This is a genomic window from Myroides odoratimimus (genome assembly GCF_001485415.1).
GTDB lineage: Bacteria > Bacteroidota > Bacteroidia > Flavobacteriales > Flavobacteriaceae > Flavobacterium > Flavobacterium odoratimimum.
Genome location: NZ_BCMQ01000010.1, coordinates 35,360 through 49,981, shown reverse-complemented (window position 1 = coordinate 49,981; position 14,622 = coordinate 35,360). Strand labels below are relative to the sequence as shown.

The window sequence follows — 14,622 nt, the reverse complement described above, 5'->3', positions numbered from 1 at the left end:
TATGAAACAAACAAGATTGAAAAAGTTAATTGTTTATTTTTTAAATGGTTGATTTTTAATATTTTATATTGTGTGTTGGTGTTAAAATTTGAAAAGTGATATTAAAAAAATAGGAGAATGTGAAAAATGAAGTAACTTTGCAGACAGAAATTTCAAGTGGTGACAGGGCTTGAGAAATTAGTTTTAATGAGAAAAAAATGTTCTTTTTTTATTGGTATTGTCCTATTAACAGGGGTAGGAGTTTCAGGTTTTAAACAGTATGAAACTATGCTTTTAGAGGAGTATAAAATAGTTCCTGAAGGCCCCCTATCTTATGATTTTCCATATAGCGATTTAGCTATGGAGGAGTCAGGAGAGTTATTAGCAATACCATTTATCGGAAAGACTTATGTCGGTTTTAAACAGGCATTGGCAGTACGCGAATCTTATGGATTGTACAGAATAGTAAATTCATATGGTTACATGGGCAAATACCAGTTTGGTAAAGTGGCATTACGTTCAATAGGAGTAACGGATACGACTAATTTTTTACATGATCCACTAATGCAAGAGAAAGCTTTTGATGCTTTGGTTGCAAAAAACAAATGGATCTTGAGAAAAGAGATTGAAAAATTTGATGGTAAACGCATCGGAGGAATTGCAATTACAGAGTCAGGAATCTTAGCAGCAGCTCACTTAGGTGGAGCAGGTTCTGTAAAGAAATTCTTGAACAGTAATGGAGCAAACGGTTTCCAAGATGGATACGGTACTTCGATACGTACATATCTAAAAAGTTTTAGTGGATACGATGTATCTGATATTACAGCAGAGAAAGATGCTGTAGTGATGCTATAACTCTTTAGAAAAGAAAAACTTAAAGGATATCATTTAAAAAATGGTATCCTTTTTTTATTGTTTATTGAAAATAAGTTTCTACATTTGCAATTCAATAAGTAGAAAAACGAAATGAATTTAATTCTAACAAATACTTGGTGGTGGACTAAACTTACGTCGAATGTCGTGAGCAGTCCTTGCTATGTATATATGAATTAAGAGAAATAATATATAATACCTAGAAGAGGCTTGTCAAACGACAAGCCTCTTTTTTTTGTGCCTTATCGAAAGTAAAATTTAAAACAATATATAAAATGAAATATCAAGTTAATCAAGACGGTTATTATGGGAATTATGGAGGAGCATTTATTCCTGAAGCATTAGCTCCAATTATTGGCCAATTACAGAGCGAGTATATCACCATTATTGAACAAGAGGATTTTCAACAAGAAATGAATCAGTTATTAGAAGATTATGTAGGTCGTCCTACTCCTTTATATTTTGCAAAGGGGTTATCAGAGAAGTATAATACTAAAGTGTATTTAAAAAGAGAAGATCTATGTCATACAGGAGCTCATAAGATTAATAACACTATCGGTCAGATATTATTAGCAAAACGCTTAGGAAAGAATAAAATAGTAGCAGAGACAGGCGCAGGACAACATGGAGTAGCTACCGCTACAGTATGTGCTCTTATGGGCATGGAGTGTATCGTATATATGGGAGCTTTAGATATAGAAAGACAAGCGCCTAACGTGGCACGTATGAAAATGCTAGGTGCTGAGGTGAGAGCAGCGGAGTCTGGTGCAAAGACATTAAAAGAGGCTGTAGATGAGGCTTTATTATACTGGATAGAGAACCCTGATGATACATTCTATTTGATAGGATCAGCAGTAGGTCCACACCCTTATCCTGATATGGTGAGTAGATTCCAATCTATTATATCTAAAGAAATTAGAAAACAACTATTAGCAAAAGAAGGAAGAGAAGAACCTGATTATATAGTAGCTTGTGTTGGTGGAGGTAGTAATGCAGTAGGAGCTTTTTACCATTTCTTAGAAGATGAACAAGTGAAGTTAATTGTAGCAGAAGGTGGAGGAGAAGGAGCTGATAGTCCAAAAACAGCGGCTACTTCTTTTGTAGGAAAAGAAGGAGTGCTACACGGAAGTAAAACGTTGTTTATGCAAGATGAAAATGGAGAACCTCTAGAAGCATATTCAGTATCAGCAGGATTAGATTACCCTGGTTTCGGTCCTTTGTATGCACATATGAAAGAATTGGGAAGAGCAGAGTTTTATGCTATTAAAGATGATGAGGCAATGACAGCTGGATTAGCCTTGTGTAAAGTAGAAGGAATTATCCCTGCGATAGAAAGTTCTCATGCTTTAGCAGTATTAGAACAACGTAAATTTAAACCAGAGGATATTGTTGTGATCAATTTATCAGGAAGAGGAGATAAAGATTTAGATAATTATCGCAGTTATTTTAACTTCTAAAATAGATAAGGTATGTATTTAAGAATTGTTATCTGAAGAGAACTGTTTAAAAGGTAAAAAGCCAATAACATATTATATGCTATTGGCTTTTCTATTTAAGGTTCAGTATGTTTTAATCTTCGATATTTCCAATCATTAACTTAGGATCAACCCACTTGTCAAAATCTTCAGGTGTAACATATCCTAAGCGAACAGCTTCTTCTTTTAGCGTTGTGCCATTAGCATGAGCAGTTTGCGCTATTTCGGCTGCTTTGTAATAACCAATTTTGGTATTTAAAGCAGTTACTAGCATTAATGAACTATCTAGTAATTCTTTAATACGTTTGTCGTTTGCTTCAATTCCTTGTGCACAATGCTCATCAAAAGAAATACAAGCTTCTCCTATCAGTCTAGCAGATTGTAAGAAGTTGGCTGCCATAACAGGTTTGAATACGTTTAGTTCGAAATGACCCTGAGTACCAGCAAAAGATATTGTAGTATCATTACCTATCACTTGTGCAGCTACCATAGTAAGTGCTTCACATTGTGTAGGGTTTACTTTACCAGGCATAATAGAAGACCCTGGTTCATTTGCAGGAATAATGATTTCGCCAATTCCAGAGCGTGGTCCAGAAGCTAGTAGTCTGATATCATTAGCTATTTTATAAAGAGAAACAGCAAGTTGTTTTAATGCTCCATGTGTTTCTACAATTGCATCATGAGCGGCTAGAGCTTCAAATTTGTTTGGAGCCGTTACAAAAGGTAGTTTCGTGAATTTAGCAATATACTCTGCTACTTTTACATCATATCCTTTAGGAGTATTTAAGCCTGTACCTACAGCAGTACCTCCTAGAGCTAATTCAGCAAGATGAGGTAAAGTGTGATTTAATGCTTTTAGTCCATAATCTAATTGTGCGACGTAACCTGATATTTCTTGACCTAGTGTAAGAGGGGTAGCATCCATAAGGTGTGTACGGCCTATCTTTACTACATCTTTTAGTTCTTTAGCTTTTTTGTCTAATGTGTTTCTCAATGCAGTCACACCTGGGATAGTATATTCTACGACAGCTTTATAAGCAGCAATGTGCATTGCAGTAGGGTAGGTATCATTAGAGGATTGAGATTTGTTTACATCATCATTTGCTTTAAGTACTGGTTCGCCTTCACCTATTTGAAGACCAGCTAATACTTGAGCTCTATTAGCAATTACTTCATTCACATTCATATTAGACTGTGTACCAGAACCTGTTTGCCAAATAACTAAGGGAAAATGATCATCTAGTTTGCCTTCTAGTATTTCGTCACATACTTTAGCGATGTGATCTCTTTTTTCTGAAGGTAAAACATTTAAATCAGCATTCGTAAAAGCTGCTGCTTTTTTAAGATAAGCAAAAGCTTCTATGATTTCGTGTGGCATAGATGCCTCAGGACCTATTTTAAAGTTGTTTTTAGAGCGTTCCGTTTGTGCTCCCCAATATTTGTCTTTAGCAACTTTTATTTCTCCTATAGTGTCTTTTTCTATTCTGTATTCCATTATTAATTTATTTAGAATGATTGTACCCTAAAGATAAGGAGAATTATTTAGTTTCATTCTAAAGAAAGATTAAAAGTTAAGGTAGACTAGGTAGAAAAAATAAAAGTGAGTATATTTACGGCGTATATACAAAAATTAATCCGGAGAAAACATGTTTGAATTTCAACAGTATTTAGGTTTCATCGTTGCCATGACTGTAGTTACTATGGCATTTTGGCTTATGATGTTCTTAGTTGGTTTCGTATCTTACTGGGCAGTAGGTGGAGCTAGAGAACTAATCAAAGAGAAGAAAGCTAAAAGACAGCAATTAGAAGACAATCAGATCTAGTATTTGGTTTAAGAAATAAAGAGTCATAATATGTATTATGGCTCTTTTTTTATGCCTATTTATGAGGGTTGATAGATTCGAAAAATATGGAGATAAAAAAAGGGACTACCCAATGGTAGTCCCCTAACAAATAATAAATTTATAATAGTTTAGTAAAGGTTTCTTTGTTTGATTACATCATTTCTCCTTCTCCTTGTTCTTCGCCACCACCAGCATTTCTTTGTTGTTTCTGTCTGTCCATTTTAGTTTGGTTAAAACGATAAGTAAATGATAAGTTTACTTGTCTTCCTCTCCACTGCATTTCACTATGTGAAATAGATGTTGGTAAATAAGTGTCTGTTTCTCTTTTTCTAGAGTCGAAGATATCACTAACATTTAATGTAATGGTAGCTTTGTCTTTTAAGATATCTTTACTTATAGAGGTATTAGCTGATAAGTTTCCTAATGCTTTTCCTTGTGACGTATCATAAGGTGCTCTATACATTCCGTTTACTTGCCAATCTATTTTATAAGGCAATGATATCTTAGATGATAATCTAGTAAACCAAGCATAAGAGTTTTGGTCAAAGTTTTGCGTTTCTACTGTTCCATCTAGTTTAGTGAAAGTATAGTCTCCTTTTGTTTCTGTTCTAAAGAAGTTGAAGTTACCATTTAATTTCCACCATTTAAATGGAGTATAGTTTAAGGTGAAATCAAATCCATATCTGTATTCTGTAGCTAAGTTAATTGGTGAACTAACAATAATAGTTGTACCACTTGCATTTGTACCCGCTTCTCTTCTTACGAATTGGAATGTGTCATCCGTTTTATTTAAGTAAGCAGATGCACTAAGAGTGAATCCACTCCATCTCTTCAAATACCCTAAATCAAATGCATTTGTTTTAGCAGGGTTTAAATCAGGGTTTCCTTGAAAGAAGTTGATGTCACTCGTATAATTAGAGAAAGGGTTTAAGAAACGCCCTCTAGGACGCATAATACGTTTACTATAACTAATACTCACATTACTAGATTCATCCAATTCATAGTTTAAAAATAAACTAGGGAAGAAGTCATCATATTTCTTGTTGTTGTAATCGTTGCTAGTTAATTGATTTACGTCAATATTACTTTTTTCCCAACGGAACCCAACCATATAGTTAAGTTTGTCAGTTATTTTATCTCCATATTGAGCATAGAATGCATTAACTTGTTCTTTGTATTCTAGTACGTTAGAAACTCTAGTGTTGTTAATCCATTCATTATTAGTTAGATTATATAATCCAAAGTTATTAGTTGTCGATTTAAATGTACCTAAGTAACCTGCTTCAAAGTTTCCACTCTCTCCTAAAGGTAATGTGTAATCTACTTTTACTAGACCTGACTTATATTTGTCATCACTAAGAGTTCTTTCGTAAGTCATTAGGTTATGCTTATCATTAATGTCAGAGATATTAGCATCGTCATCACTAGTGTCTTTAGAGATACTAGCCTCTACTGTTAACTTGTGATCTTCTTTAGCGAATTTCTTTTCAAATGATGTTGTATATTCTACACTGTTATAGTTTGACTTACGTCTTTCTTCTCTATATCTATTATAGTCTAAGTTGTGGTTACCATCGTAATATTGGTAATCAACAGAGTTAGGAGAGGTACCATTACTTCTACGTACATTCACACTATTAGACCAAGTTAGAGAAGGAGTAATATAGTAGTCTAGACCGAACATACCGTTGTAGCCTTGTCTTTCTCTATTGTTGTCTTTATATTCATCGATGTACTGTATAGGATTACCATCGTGATCTAGATATTGGTTGTTGTTAACGTTATATCCTTTTGTTTTAGTATCTCTATAAGATAAGGTCGTATAGAAGTTATATTTCTCTCCACGAATATTTACATTACCATTTAATTCATAGTTGCGAGGATCTCCTATTGTACCCGTGATATTTCCATTAATACCTTGTGCTTTACCTTTCTTAAGGACGATATTAATAATACCAGCACCTCCTTCAGCTTCATATCTAGCTGATGGATTAGTGATTACTTCTACTTTTTCGATTGATTCAGCAGATAGAATACGCATTGCTTCTTGGATATTATTAGCAAGACCAGTAGGTTTACCATCGATAAGTACTTTTACATTCTCGTTACCACGTAAACTAACAGCACCTTCACTATCTACAGTTACTGAAGGAACGTTGTCTAATACATCTCCTGCAGTACCTCCTTTTACAATCATATCTTCACCTACATTGTAAACTTTTTTGTCAAGCTTAATATCTACAGTAGATTTTTCTGCAATGACTAGTACTTCGTCTAGCATTTGAGCGTCATCTGTGACTTTCTTAATACCTATATTAGTATTTCCATTGACAGCTACTTTGCGTAGTTCAATAGTTTTAAAACCTAAGTATTCTATACGAATTAAGTATGACCCGTCAGGTACTTCAAAAGAGTATTGTCCTTTTGAGTCGGTCATACCTCCTGAGACAATATTAGCATTGTTCTCATTTTGTGCGAATACACTCGCATATTCTAAGGGAAGATTTGTAGCAGCTTCTACTACAGTACCTGTTACAGTACTTTTTTTAGAGTTCTGTGCTAATGCTGTTACCCCGAACATTAGAGTTAACAGCATTAGAAGAACTTTTGTAGTTTTTAATCTTTTCATTATAGTCGTTAGTTTTATATCTATTAGACTATAATTTGCGGTGAAGGTTTAAAAACAAAATGGTTAATAAATTGTTAATTAGTCTTACAGGATTTCATGAATCTTTTCTGTAGGTCTTGCAATAACAGCTTTAGGGCCATTAACAACAATAGGTCTTTCAATCAGCTTTGGGTTTAAAACCATAGCTTCGATTATCTCGTCATCGCTCAATGTATTACTTCCAAAAGTATCTTTCCAAAATGCATCTTTTGTACGAACTAAATCGATTGGATTGTAATTGAGTTTTGTTAGTATTGTCTTTACATCATTTTCAGTAAGGTCTGCATCCAAATATTTTATAATTTTGTATGCTACACCTTGCTCTTCCATGAAAGCAATACTTTCGCGTGATTTGCTACAACGCGGATTGTGATAAATTGTGATCATAAATAAGGAATTTTATACCAAATATAGTACATTTTTTGAGATATGGGAATTATTGAACAGCTATTGAGAATAAACAAAAGTCAGAAACTTTGGCATTATTTACCTTTTTCGTTATTTTTTTTAGGGATTATGTTCCTGAATTGGATTTCTTTAAGATATTCAGCCCTATCTACTAATGAAATCATAAAAATGAATATTGATAAATTTGGTAAAAATATCAATTTTTTGATAACTATAGGGCCATTAGTATTCATGTTTGTGTTTCTAATAGCTTGGGTATTAGTAGTTCATAAGCAGAGTCTGCTAAGCCTTACTACCTCTAGGGTTAAGGTAGATTGGAAGAGAGTATTATTTGCTTTTTCTCTATGGAGTTCTGTGATTATAGCGTTCTTTATCTATGGATATATAACTTCTCCAGAAGATTATGTGTTTTCGTTTAAACTGTGGCCTTTTTTAGTATTCTTTCTATTTGCGATTGTTTTAATCCCTTTACAGACTAGTTTTGAAGAATACTTTATGCGCTCTTATTTAATGCAAGGAATAGGTCTAGCTACGCGCAGTAGAGCAGTAGCTTTGTTTACAACGTCTATTTTATTTGGCTTAATGCACCTAGCAAATCCTGAAGTAGAGAAGATAGGATTCTCTATTATGATTTATTATATCGGAACAGGACTCTTTCTAGGGATTATTACTTTAATGGATGATGGTGTAGAGTTAGCTTTAGGTTTCCATGCTGCGAATAACTTAATAGGAGTGCTATTAGTCACTTCTGATTGGACTGCCTTTCAGACAAACTCTATTTTTACCAATGTTAATTCGGAAAGTGTTATTTCACCTTGGGAATATATTATCCAAGTCGGCGTTGTATTACCTCTAGTGGTTTTTGTTTTCGCTAGAAAGTATAAATGGAAGAATTGGAAACACCAGTTATTAGGAAGAGTAAGATAAAAGAACAAATTATGGAATTAAATTATATACATCCTAACTTTAGATTGAATGGTAACTCTTATACGATAGAGGAGTTGATTACATTGGCTAAAGAATGGGAACTAGGAACTCAAGAATATTTGGTCGATTTAGGAAGGCTTATTATAGAATGGTTTGATACGAATGATTATGTAAGTTTGACTACATCAGGTACTACTGGACCTCCTAAGATTATACATTTAAAGAAAGAAGCTATGATCTGTTCAGCAAAGGCTACTGCTTCTTTTTTTGAAATAACTACTGGTAGTACTGCTCTTTTATGTATGTCTACGAAGTTTGTAGGTGGTAAGTTGATGTTTATTAGATCTTTAATTGTTGGATGGTCTTTAGATGTTAAAGAACCTACAGCAAGACCTTTGGAGCAAAATACAAAGTTATATGACTTTGTAGCGATGGTACCTATGCAAGTAGAGAACTCGATAGAGGAGTTAAATAAAGTAAAGACTCTTATTATTGGAGGTGCTAAAGTGAATCAAGGTTTAGCAGATAAGTTAAAACAAGTTACTACTAAGGTATATGAGACTTATGGGATGACTGAAACAATCACTCATATAGCTGCTAAACGAGTAGGTGTAGCATCTTTCTCAGTGCTTTCTCATGCGACAGTTAGTCAAGATGATAGAGGGTGTTTAGTAATCTCTGCCCCGACTGTTAATCCAGAATTAGTTATTACTAATGATTTAGTAGAAATTATTAATAATAAGGAGTTTAAATGGCTTGGAAGGGTAGATAATGTCATTAATAGTGGTGGAGTAAAACTTTTTCCTGAGCAAATAGAAGAAAAGTTGTCAAAGAGGATTCCTTATCGTTTCTTTGTGGCGAGTAAAGAAGATACTTACTTAGGTAATAAACTAGTGTTAGTTATTGAAAGTGAGCAGTATACTTTACCTGATGATATATACGTGGAGCTTGGTAAATATGAGAAACCTCGTGAAGTACAGTTTGTTTCTAAGTTCGAAGAGACAGAAACAGGCAAAATAATAAGAAAGAAGAATATTCAATAAACTAGATTAATAACATGAAGAAGAATAGTGTAAGTAACATTATCCTAAGCTGGGTTGTAGCATGTTTAGTTTCTTTTGGAGGAACTGCTTATGCTAAGAAGATAATTAGAAATGGTGATAATACCAATCTAATTACCAATGAGATGTTAGAACGTATTTTAGAGAAAAATAGAATACATGTAGGAGAAGGAAAAGTCGCAGACTATATCCCCGAACTGAGCAAGGTTAATGCCAGCGCTATCGCATTTTCTGTAGTGAAGCAGAATGGAGAAGTTGTTAATGTAGGGGATGTATCACAGAAGTTTACGATTCAGAGTATTTCTAAAGTAATAGCTCTGATGGTAGCTGTAGAGGAGTTAGGAGAGAAAGAAGTGTTTTCTAAAGCAGGGTATTATGGAACTGACAAGCCTTTTAATCATTACGCTAATTTAGAGACTAAAGGAAAGCCCTTAAATCCTTTAATGAATGCTGGTGCTATACTTACTACTGCCTTGTTAGGTGGGGATAATGATGAAGCATTTCAGAAGATTTTAGACATGGTTCGTTATATCACGAAGAACGAAGCGATAGGTTATAGCCACTCTGTATATATGTCTGAGAGAGAAACAGGACATAGAAACAGAGGTATATTCCATTTATTAAAGAATAATGGTCTGATCGAAGGAGAAGAGAATAGATTAGATAATTATTTTAAACAATGTTCTATAGAAGTTACAGCAGAAGATTTAGCTAAGATTGGTTATTTCTTTGCTAATCAGTGTACTCGTTTTGATGGAGATACGAAGTATAAAAACTCAGAGATGTCTAAGTTAGTACAGTCACAGATGTTAATCGCGGGGATGTATGAGTTTAGTGGAGAGTATGCTCGTACAGTAGGTTTGCCTAGTAAGTCTGGAGTAGGAGGAGGTATTGTTGTTTCTGTGCCGAATAGAATCGGAATAGGGACTTTCAGCCCAGGATTAGATACACAGGGTAACTCTGTAGTAGGGTATCACATGATCTTAGATCTAGTAAATGAATTAAACCTTAGTATCTTTTAATAGATAAGAATAAGTACTTGTAAATAGAAAAAGCCAACTGTTATCAGTTGGCTTTCTTTTTGGGTGCAAATAATCTATTGCAAATTCTTAGAATTGCTCTCTTCCTGAGAAGTGGAAAGCAGACTCGATAGCAGCGTTCTCGTCGCTATCAGATCCATGTACTGCGTTTTCACCGATTGATTTTGCATATTTTTTACGGATAGTACCTTCAGCAGCTTCAGCTGGGTTAGTAGCACCGATTAATTTTCTGAAATCTTCTACAGCGTTCTCTTTTTCTAAGATAGCTGCTACGATTGGACCTCTAGACATGAATTCAACTAATTCTCCGTAGAAAGGTCTTTCACTGTGTACTTCATAGAATTTTTGAGCGTCTCTTACAGTTAATTGAGTTAACTTCATTGAAACGATTTTAAATCCTCCTTCAGTAATCATGTTGATGATTCCACCGATGTTACCTGCTTCTACAGCATCAGGTTTAATCATTGTAAAAGTTCTGTTCGTTGCCATTATTCTTAAATTTAATTTATTGCAAAAATAGTCTTTTAAATATTACAAAAGTGATAATATTTATAAAAAAGTGTGGTTTAAATCACTTTTATTTAGAAACAGGAATCTCTAATAATCTCTGTGCTAATTCTATCATCTCAGGAGTTCCTGTGTGCTTTTTAGGCTCATCTGATAATTTCACTACATCAGTCCAATATCCTCCCTCTGGAAGAGCTTGAGACATCTTGATTACGATATTCATAGCGTCTAGCCCCACATCATTAGTAAAGTCTGTACCGATACCAAATGACATTCCTATTCTTCCTTTACAGTGATTAGCGATGCGCTCTACTTTTTCAGGGTTCAATCCATCAGAGAAGATAATAGTCTTCTGAGTAGGATCGATATTTAATGATTTGTAATGTGCGATGACTTGATCAGCGAAGTCTAGTGGATCTCCACTGTCATGTCTAACTCCGTCAAATAACTTAGCAAATTTCTTATCAAACTGTTCAAAGAAAACTTTACTTGTATACGTATCCGTTAGCGCGATTCCTAGATCTCCTCTATAAGTATCTACCCAATGTTCTAATCCCATTGAGTTTGCCATTTTGAAACCATACTTAGCTGCGTGGAACATAAACCATTCATGAGCATGTGTTCCAATAGGTTTAGTGTTATACTTCATCGCTAAGTGCACATTACTCGTTCCGATGAAACTGCCATCACCATATTGTTTTAAGGTATCTACCACTAATTGGTGTACTGCATAAGAGTGTCTTCTTCTTGTACCAAATTCAGCAATAGTAATCCCTAATTCTTTGTATTTCTCTATTTTGTTACGCGTATTCGCAATCACCTTTTCTGAAGAGTCTCTTTCAGAATTAGTCATTTTATAATATAGCTCACAGATAATAGACATTAGAGGTACCTCCCATAAGATAGTTCTATACCAATATCCTTTAATATGTACTTCTAGGTCTGGTCCATCTTGTGATATTTCTATTTCTGATGGATCATAGTGATACCCTTGTAAGAAGTCTAGATAAGTAGGGTCTAAGTAAGGACAAGTCTTTTCTAAGAATATCTTCTCTGCTTTTGTTAGTTTTAGTTTAGCCATTTCATCTACGGCAGAGCGCAGTGCTTCAGCAAAACCTGGGGGGTATTTATGTTGTCCTCTATTGATGAAGATATAGGACGCTTTAGCATAAGGGAATTGTTTAATAGCAGCGTACTGCATCGTAAACTTATAGAAATCGTTATCTAATATAGATACGATAACTTGGTTAGTGTTCATTGCTTCCATAGTTTTTTAGATTAATATATCACTTTCTAAGTCAGATTTCTCCACATGAAATTTGAAGTTTAACTTATGCATTAGCTCTAATACTAAGTTTTTATACCAATTCTCTGACTTAGGATGAATATAAATTTTTTCTATTAATTGTTCGATATCCACGTGTATTTTAATACCCTCATTGACTTCTATACCCAGAGGGCTAACATCTGAGATAATACGAACCTCTTTTTCGTATTGAAAACTTTGTCTTTTGAACAAGAAAGGGAAGAACTCATCGTCAAAAGGAATAAACTCTCTTTTGTAATCGATATAGTTTACTTCTCCAATGTACTGATCTATTCGGTTTTCTACAGAGACCGCTTTTTGCAGTCGTTCTAGCGTAGATTGAATAGCGATACCTTCTTTGTTTTTTGTGAATATCTGCCACATCGCGAAAGACTCACATTCATTAAGGTGCCAACTACTGATAACTATATTCTTTCTTTTCTGTTTATAGTGATGTAAGAAATCAGGATTGTCTTGGCTGATTCTTTTTATCTCTTCAAAAGTAGGCTCGCTAAATGTCCCTTCATACTGATCTTCAAATTTGTCAGATCTAGACATGAATAGTTTATTAGACAGTAATAAATCTAAAAACTTAGATAAGTCTAAGTACTTCCATACAACAGTATTCGGATCGCTAGGGAGTGTTATATTTTTACCGTCTTTATACATTTATTCTAATGATTGTAGTGAAACTAATTTAGAGTAAGTACCATTTAACTGGATTAGCTCTTCATGAGTACCTTGTTCTACTATTTTACCTTTTTGCATGACTACGATTAAGTCTGCCTTTTGGATCGTAGATAGGCGGTGAGCTATGATAATAGACGTTCTGTTTTGCATCATATTATCTAGTGCTACCTGTACTAGTTTTTCGCTTTCTGTATCTAATGCAGACGTCGCTTCGTCTAATATCATGATCGGAGGATTCTTAAGCACTGCTCTTGCGATAGACAGACGTTGTTTCTGTCCTCCAGATAATTTGTTTCCAGCATCACCGATATTGGTATCTATACCATGAGGTAGATCTTTGACGAACTCATACGCATTAGCTATTTTAAGTGCTTGCATGATTTCTTCATCCGTAGCATCTTCTTTACCTAGCTTAAGGTTGTTCTTGATCGTATCATTGAATAAGATACTATCTTGAGTTACTAGTCCGATAAGATCACGTAGATCGCTCAGTTCTAAGTTACGAATATCTTCGTTATCTATTTTAATTGCTCCTTCATTGATATCCCAGAATCGAGTCAATAAGTTTGCTATCGTACTCTTACCACTACCAGACTGACCTACTAGTGCTACTGATTTTCCTTTTGGTACTGTAAGGGTAAAGTCTTTTAATACGTACTCTTCTTCGTATTTAAACGAGATATTATCTACCTCTATTTTATCCTCGAAGCTAGACTTCGCTATTGCATTTTCTTTGCTTTCGATAGGATTATTTTCTTCTAATATTTGTAACACACGCTCTGCAGCAGCATTACCACGTTTTAATGAGTATGAGGCCTTAGACATAGCCTTAGCAGGTGTAAGGATATTATAAGCCATACCGATATAAGCAATAAATGCAGCCCCTGTCAGTGTACCTTCACCTAGTACTAAGTGACCACCGTATACTAATAATACAGCGATAGTCACGATACCTAAGAATTCACTAAGTGGAGAAGATAAGTTCTGACGATTAAGGATAGTATTGTTTAGTTCATAGAAACTATGTGTAGAGTCTTGAAACTTTTTATTGAAGTTTTTTTCTGAGTTAAAGCTTTTGATCACTTTTAGCCCAGATAGAGATTCTTCTATAATAGATAAGAAGTACCCTTGTTCTTCAGAAGCCTTTTGTGAACTTTTCTTTAAGGTCTTCCCTACTTTAGAAATGATCACACCTGAGATAGGAACAAATATAAATACGAATAAAGTTAGTTCAGTACTGATTGCAAACATAGCTACAATAGTAAATACGATGGTTAGAGGCTCTCTTACCACTACTTCTAAGATAGATAAGAAAGAGTGTTGTATCTCTAGCACATCAGAAGTGATTCGAGAGATCACATCCCCTTTTCTTTTTTCAGAGAAGAACGATAGTGGTAATTCTAATGACTTTTTATACATCGCATTACGAATATCTTTTAATACCCCATTTCTCAGGAAGGTAATAAAGTACATCGCCCAATAGTTGAATAAGTTTTTTAATAAAAACAACGAGATAATTACAGCAGCCATTACCATCAAGGTATCTTGAGCTCCATGCTCTGCAGTATACTGTGTGATGAAGTAAGACATATAGTCTTCTAAGTAATTCTTGATATGTCCTATACCTGTATAGATAGGTTTCTCTGTAACTTTTTTGGCATCACCAAAAAGCACTGTCAACATCGGGATCAATGCCACAAAAGATAGCGCACTGAATAAAGCGTATAGTATATTAAAAAAAACGTTTAAGTAAGCATAGGTCTTATATGGCTTACCAAAGTGAAGTATCTTCTTAAAGTATTCGTTCATATTTGTTATAATGTAAAAAGCAAAAATAAAGAAAA

At 34.3% G+C, this 14,622-nt stretch carries 13 protein-coding genes; 6 read left to right on the top strand and 7 right to left on the bottom strand.

Going from position 1 to position 14,622, the window contains the following annotated elements; genetic code table 11:
* Positions 1 to 186 precede the first annotated feature (186 nt).
* Together MODO_RS10870 and trpB are read left to right on the top strand one after the other, a co-directional pair.
* Complete coding sequence (locus MODO_RS10870) at positions 187 to 834, top strand: hypothetical protein (protein WP_006261835.1); 648 nt, start codon at positions 187 to 189, stop codon at positions 832 to 834.
* A 293-nt stretch (positions 835 to 1,127) separates the two neighbouring features.
* Entirely contained in the window at positions 1,128 to 2,309 is a 1,182-nt protein-coding gene (gene trpB / locus MODO_RS10865) for a tryptophan synthase subunit beta (RefSeq protein ID WP_006258727.1), read from the top strand.
* A 112-nt stretch (positions 2,310 to 2,421) separates the two neighbouring features.
* Here trpB and fumC read toward each other — a convergent pair whose 3' ends face one another.
* The gene (gene fumC, locus MODO_RS10860; protein ID WP_006258726.1) at positions 2,422 to 3,822 is read right to left on the bottom strand and encodes a class II fumarate hydratase; all 1,401 of its coding nucleotides are present in this window, start codon (positions 3,820 to 3,822) and stop codon (positions 2,422 to 2,424) included.
* 151 nt (positions 3,823 to 3,973) lie between these two features.
* Here fumC and MODO_RS19475 point away from each other — a divergent pair, with 151 nt between their 5' ends.
* On the top strand, positions 3,974 to 4,150 hold the full coding sequence (locus MODO_RS19475; RefSeq protein WP_006258725.1) for a hypothetical protein: 177 nt from the start codon (positions 3,974 to 3,976) through the stop codon (positions 4,148 to 4,150).
* A 172-nt stretch (positions 4,151 to 4,322) separates the two neighbouring features.
* On the opposite strand, the gene MODO_RS10855 is transcribed toward MODO_RS19475, so the two are convergent.
* Positions 4,323 to 6,800, bottom strand: a complete 2,478-nt coding sequence (locus tag MODO_RS10855; protein WP_006258724.1) for a TonB-dependent receptor — start codon at positions 6,798 to 6,800, stop codon at positions 4,323 to 4,325.
* An 84-nt stretch (positions 6,801 to 6,884) separates the two neighbouring features.
* Positions 6,885 to 7,226 (bottom strand): arsenate reductase (glutaredoxin), encoded by a 342-nt coding sequence (gene arsC / locus MODO_RS10850; RefSeq protein WP_006258722.1) that lies wholly within the window; start codon positions 7,224 to 7,226, stop codon positions 6,885 to 6,887.
* A gap of 42 nt (positions 7,227 to 7,268) precedes the next feature.
* Between arsC and MODO_RS10845 the strand changes: the two genes are divergently transcribed.
* Genes MODO_RS10845 through glsA form a run of 3 tightly spaced genes read left to right on the top strand, consistent with a single transcriptional unit; the run spans position 7,269 to position 10,257 of the window.
* Positions 7,269 to 8,174: a CPBP family intramembrane glutamic endopeptidase gene (locus MODO_RS10845; protein WP_006258720.1), complete on the top strand. Its 906-nt coding sequence runs from the start codon at positions 7,269 to 7,271 to the stop codon at positions 8,172 to 8,174.
* Positions 8,132 to 9,217 (top strand): AMP-binding protein, encoded by a 1,086-nt coding sequence (locus tag MODO_RS10840; protein ID WP_006258719.1) that lies wholly within the window; start codon positions 8,132 to 8,134, stop codon positions 9,215 to 9,217. Before MODO_RS10845 ends, MODO_RS10840 begins: the two co-directional genes overlap by 43 nt.
* 14 nt (positions 9,218 to 9,231) lie before the next feature.
* The gene (gene glsA, locus MODO_RS10835; RefSeq protein ID WP_006258717.1) at positions 9,232 to 10,257 is read left to right on the top strand and encodes a glutaminase A; all 1,026 of its coding nucleotides are present in this window, start codon (positions 9,232 to 9,234) and stop codon (positions 10,255 to 10,257) included.
* 87 nt (positions 10,258 to 10,344) lie between these two features.
* On the opposite strand, the gene MODO_RS10830 is transcribed toward glsA, so the two are convergent.
* The 4 genes from MODO_RS10830 to MODO_RS10815 all read right to left on the bottom strand — a co-directional run bounded on the left by MODO_RS10830 (position 10,345) and on the right by MODO_RS10815 (position 14,587).
* Complete coding sequence (locus MODO_RS10830; RefSeq protein ID WP_006258715.1) at positions 10,345 to 10,764, bottom strand: nucleoside-diphosphate kinase; 420 nt, start codon at positions 10,762 to 10,764, stop codon at positions 10,345 to 10,347.
* Positions 10,765 to 10,852: 88 nt separating this feature from the next.
* Positions 10,853 to 12,040 carry a nicotinate phosphoribosyltransferase gene (gene pncB, locus MODO_RS10825; protein WP_006258711.1) on the bottom strand — a complete coding sequence of 396 codons (1,188 nt, stop codon included), beginning with the start codon at positions 12,038 to 12,040 and terminating at the stop codon, positions 10,853 to 10,855.
* Between the two features lie 15 nt (positions 12,041 to 12,055).
* Positions 12,056 to 12,757, bottom strand: coding sequence for a DUF2971 domain-containing protein (locus MODO_RS10820; RefSeq protein ID WP_006258710.1), 702 nt, complete (start codon positions 12,755 to 12,757; stop codon positions 12,056 to 12,058).
* Positions 12,758 to 14,587 (bottom strand): ABC transporter ATP-binding protein, encoded by a 1,830-nt coding sequence (locus tag MODO_RS10815; RefSeq protein WP_006258709.1) that lies wholly within the window; start codon positions 14,585 to 14,587, stop codon positions 12,758 to 12,760.
* Positions 14,588 to 14,622 lie beyond the last annotated feature (35 nt).